Source organism: Dolichospermum sp. LEGE 00246, from assembly GCF_015207865.1.
In the GTDB taxonomy this organism is placed as follows: domain Bacteria; phylum Cyanobacteriota; class Cyanobacteriia; order Cyanobacteriales; family Nostocaceae; genus Dolichospermum; species Dolichospermum heterosporum.
On the sequence record NZ_JADEWA010000418.1, the window covers coordinates 1 to 4,878 of the forward strand.

The 4,878-nt window shown below is 40.9% G+C and carries 4 protein-coding genes and 1 pseudogene; all 5 read right to left on the minus strand.

Annotation, left to right across the window (positions count from 1 at the left end):
* Positions 1-146 precede the first annotated feature (146 nt).
* Positions 147-1,148, minus strand: a complete 1,002-nt coding sequence (locus IQ228_RS21170; RefSeq protein ID WP_027400588.1) for a transaldolase — start codon at positions 1,146-1,148, stop codon at positions 147-149.
* A 136-nt stretch (positions 1,149-1,284) separates the two neighbouring features.
* Positions 1,285-2,715 carry a pyruvate kinase gene (gene pyk, locus IQ228_RS21175; protein ID WP_193964320.1) on the minus strand — a complete coding sequence of 477 codons (1,431 nt, stop codon included), beginning with the start codon at positions 2,713-2,715 and terminating at the stop codon, positions 1,285-1,287.
* A 151-nt stretch (positions 2,716-2,866) separates the two neighbouring features.
* Entirely contained in the window at positions 2,867-3,892 is a 1,026-nt protein-coding gene (gene gap / locus IQ228_RS21180) for a type I glyceraldehyde-3-phosphate dehydrogenase (protein WP_027400590.1), read from the minus strand.
* Between the two features lie 197 nt (positions 3,893-4,089).
* Entirely contained in the window at positions 4,090-4,608 is a 519-nt protein-coding gene (locus IQ228_RS21185; RefSeq protein WP_193964322.1) for a DUF29 family protein, read from the minus strand.
* A 5-nt stretch (positions 4,609-4,613) separates the two neighbouring features.
* A pseudogene (locus IQ228_RS21190) lies at positions 4,614-4,878 on the minus strand (hypothetical protein); the annotation flags it as partial.

Here is a 4,878-nt window from a genome sequence, read left to right on the forward strand (position 1 = left end):
TGTTTAAGGGCTATTTTTCAAGATTTAAAAAAAATGAATTAATTGAAACAGGAGATTCTTAACAGCCTTGTAGTAGATCAAGCAGGTAATAGGTAATAGAGAACAAGTAAGAATTTTACCAATTACCAATTACCTATTACCAATTATTAAGCAGTTACCTTTTCACTTTCTAAACGAGCCAATCTTTCGGCCAGTAGTTTTTCCAAAGAAATCAAAGCCTTGGTAAAACCATCAATACCTTCTGCAAGTTTATCAGAAGCCATGCGATCGCCATTGTGCATTTGATCAAAAGTAGCTTTATCAACAGAGATTTTGGCAGTTGATAACCCTGCTGCCTTGGCAGGATCAAGTTTGCGGGGTAATTCAGCAACAGTGTTTTGCAATTCTGTCAACAACCCTGGAGAAATAGTCAGCAAATCGCAACCAGCCAATTCTGTAATTTCACCAATATTGCGGAAACTAGCGCCCATTACCTCAGTTTTATAACCAAACTTTTTATAGTAGTTATAAATGGTAGTGACAGATAATACACCTGGATCTTCTGCTGCGGGGTAGCTATCCCGACCAGTATCTTTCTTGTACCAGTCAAGAATCCGACCAACGAAGGGAGAAATCAAAGTGATCCCAGCTTCCGCACAGGCGATCGCTTGGTGCAGACCAAATAGTAAAGTTAAGTTACAGTGAATACCTTCTTTTTCCAAAATTTCCCCAGCTTTGATACCTTCCCAAGTGGAGGCAATTTTAATCAAAACCCGCTCTTTAGAAATACCAGCAGCTTTATACTGAGCGATCAAATCCCGGGCTTTAGCTACAGTAGCATCCGTATCATAAGATAATCGAGCATCTACTTCTGTAGACACCCGACCAGGAATAATTTGCAAAATCTTTAATCCAAAAGATACCGCTAAACGGTCAAAAGCCAGGGATACCACCTGTGCTTGACTAGCGGCAGTGCCAGCATCTTTTTTAGCTTTGAGTAAAGTTTGATCAACAATATCCTGATATTCCGCCATTTGTGCCGCAGCAGTAATCAGTGAAGGATTAGTAGTAGCATCTTGAGGTTTAAACTGTTCAATTGATTGGATATCTCCCGTATCCGCTACCACAACGGTTACTGCCCGTAGTGCTTCTAGTAAGTTCTTAGGCATAACATACTCCAATGTCAGTGGTCAGTAGTCAGTGGTCAGTAGTCAGTGGTTAGGGGTCAGTGGTTAGGGGTTAGGGAACAAGAATTTTCCCAATTACCAATCACCTACCCATTACCAACTACCCATTTTAAATGCGTCATGCCGTAATTGGCTGTCCAATAGAATGCACTTTAATTAAACTTGTTGTTCCAGATTGACCAATTGGGACACCAGAGGTAATCACCACCTTGTCTCCTTCCTGAACTAAACCACTATCTACAACGGTGTTTACCACATTCACAAACATTTCTTCGGCGCTGTGAACAGGTTGAATTAGTAGGGGTTCTACACCCCAAGATAAAGCCAATTGACGGTAAGCTGTACAGTCAGAAGTCAGCGCAATAATTGGTGTGCTGGGACGATATTTAGAAACCAGTTTGGCTGTACTTCCTGATGTAGTATTACAGAGAATCGCCTTCGCACCAATTTCATAAGCAATGCGACACACCGATTGAGATACTGATTCTGTCACTGTCAGACTACCTGCTGTAGGACTCCACGAATGTCTATTTCCCTCTTGGAGTACAGTTTCTGTTCTTAATGCAATATTGTGCATAGTTTGGACAGCAGCGATCGGATATTCACCCATTGCAGTTTCCCCAGATAACATAACTGCATCTGTGCCATCTAAGATCGAGTTGGCGACATCTGTAGCTTCAGCGCGAGTGGGGTCGGGAGAGCTAATCATAGACTCTAACATTTGGGTAGCCGTAATCACTGGTTTACCAGCTTGATTACAACGACGGGCAATTTCTTTTTGAATGAGGGGGACTTCATAAATCGGTACTTCCACCCCCAAATCACCACGAGCAATCATAATTCCGTCCGCGACTTGCAGGATAGCATCTAGCTGTTCCACTGCTTCTGCTCGTTCAATTTTGGCAATCAGCCGAATCTTTGAGCCAGCACCTTCAATCATGCGGCGTGCAGGTTCGAGGTCTTGGGGCGATCGCACAAAGGAAACTGCAACCCAGTCTACACCTAATTGTATCCCAAATCGCAAATCCATTAAATCCTTTTCCGTAATCGAACTTACGGGTAAAGGAGTAGCGGGTAAATTCACACCTTTATGAGAAGAAATCAAACCGCCAATATTCACCTGAGCGCGAATTCTATCAGCGTCACGACTGGTAACAGTTAATTTCACCCGACCATCATTAATTAAAATGGGTTCACCACATCGCATCATAGCGAATAGGGTGGGTAGAGGTAAGGGTAACTCGTCAATATTTTCCCCCTTCTCCTGTAAGAGGAAAGTCACCTCCTTACCAGCCTCTAACATTAACCCTTCCGGTGGTAATTTCCCCAACCGAATCTTTGGACCACACAAATCTTGCATAATTGCAATTGGCTTATGTAAATCCTTGCTAATCTGGCGCAGATGATGAAAAACCTGTCCGTGAGCTTCATAAGCACCATGAGAAAAATTTAACCGCGCCATATTCATTCCTGCCCTTACCAAAGCTTCTAACTTCTCAGGTGAAGATGTAGCCGGTCCAATAGTACAAACAATTTTTGTGCGACGCATAAGTATGTAAGGAGTAACGTTAAGGTAGCACACTCCGTTAAGCCCTGGAAGAGGCAGGGGAGCAGGGAGCGGGGAGCAGGGGGAGAAGAATATTAATCTTGCTCTTACCTCTTGCGGTTCTCACTGTCACCTGTCACCTGTCACCTGTCACCTAAATCAATCCTTCTTTTTTGGCCATTGACAGCATCAAATCAATGACGCGGTTGGAGTAACCCCATTCGTTGTCATACCAGGAGACAATTTTGAAGAAATTAGCATTCAGTTCAATTCCTGCACCCGCGTCGAAGATGCTAGAGTGGGAATCACCTTGAAAATCTGTAGATACTACTTCTTCATCGGTGTAACCCAATACACCTGATAAATTACCTTCCGCAGCTTTTTTCATCGCTGCACAGATTTCTTTGTAAGAAGTGGCTTTGGTGGTTTTGAAAGTCAAGTCAACCACGGAGACATCAGGAGTGGGAACTCTCAAAGCCATACCAGTTAACTTACCTTTCAATTCTGGTAACACCAAAGCCACCGCTTTAGCCGCCCCTGTAGCGGAGGGAATTATATTTTGACCCGCACCCCGTCCACCGCGCCAATCTTTGCGACTGGGACCATCTACCGTGGGCTGAGTGGCTGTTGTGGCGTGAACTGTGGTCATTAACCCTTCAGCTAAACCGAAGTTATCATTAATGACTTTCGCAATGGGCGCTAAACAATTTGTAGTACAACTTGCATTGGAGACAATCAAGTCTTTGGCGGGGTCAAATAAGTGATGATTTACACCCATGACCATTGTTTTTACCTTTTCCGGTTCTTTTGTCGGTGCGGAGATGACAACCCGCTTTGCACCTGCTTTCAGGTGATTTTCCGCCCCAGCATAATCGGTGAAGAGTCCTGTAGATTCAACAACATAATCTACTCCCAATTTACCCCAAGGTAGTTCTGCGGGATTTCGCATAGATACACAGGGGACAAAATGACCGTCAATTACAATACCGTCTTCTCTAGCTTCAACTTTGCTTTTCAATCTCCCGTGTGTAGAGTCGTACTTGAGAAGATAAGCAAGGTTATCGGGGGGAACTAAATCGTTAATTCCTACAAATTCAATATTGGGATTAGTAAGACCAGCACGTAACACAAGTCTACCAATTCGACCGAATCCATTAATACCAATTTTCAACTTCGTCAAAATTAAACCTCCTGTGTTGGGAATTTCAGCAAAGGTTAACTGGCCCGGTTAATTCTAGTCTGACTTAGCTGATTCTTACAGTCACAAAAGGCATAAAGTTAATTTAACTGGCATATTTTAAGGTTTAGTTATTGTTCGTTGATTACTTGTGATCATTGGCTACTGAGTTTAAATATTTATGTATCTGTATCAATATCTCACTTCTTACCTAATTTCCAATCTTCACCACCGGGTAACTGTATTAACAGTTCAGCAATAGTTTTTGGTAACTCTTTCACAGAATGTAAATGAGTCAATTCCAAAAATTTCCTAGCGATAGAGATTACCTCATTTTTATTAACCATTTCCGCTAATTGAAATTCATTATAAATCCCATTCAAAACTTCTAAACTAGCGTCAGCTATGGCTAATTCAATTTCATCTTCTAACCAACTATCCCATTCATCCTGGTTGATATAATAGGATTTCTTATTTTCTTTGAGATTTATTTTTTTAATTTCTATCAATGAATTACGAATAGAAGCAACCCAAGAATTAGTTAATCGGGTTTCTATTTGGTTTTTAACTAAATGAATTAACAAAATTCTCAAAAATGCTTGAATATTTCGTAAAATCGCTTGTTTACTCATCCCCTCTAATTCATCAACAATAGCCAAAGCATCGGTGTAACGTTGTTCTAGAATACTGTTTCTGAGGTCTATTAGTTCTTGTGTCATATTGATTACCTTTTCCCTAACTTCCAATCTTCACCACCGGGTAAATTACCTAAATAATCATCAATAATATCTGGCAATTCTCTAATTTGATAATTATAGGTCAAGTTAATTAACTCAGTTGCAGTTAATATTAATTGTGGTTTATTTAACATTTGAGAAATTTGTTGTCTTTGAAATTTTCCATTCATTATTTCTAAACTAGCGTCAGCTATGGCTAATTCAATTTCATCTTCTAACCAACTATCCCATTCATTTTGATTGATATAATAG

Bases quoted from the DNA above. Each gene is read 5' to 3' on its own strand.
- IQ228_RS21185 (WP_193964322.1), bottom strand. From the start codon at position 4,608: ATGACACAAGAACTAATAGACCTCAGAAACAGTATTCTAGAACAACGT.
- pyk (WP_193964320.1), bottom strand. From the start codon at position 2,715: ATGCGTCGCACAAAAATTGTTTGTACTATTGGACCGGCTACATCTTCA.
- IQ228_RS21170 (WP_027400588.1), bottom strand. From the start codon at position 1,148: ATGCCTAAGAACTTACTAGAAGCACTACGGGCAGTAACCGTTGTGGTA.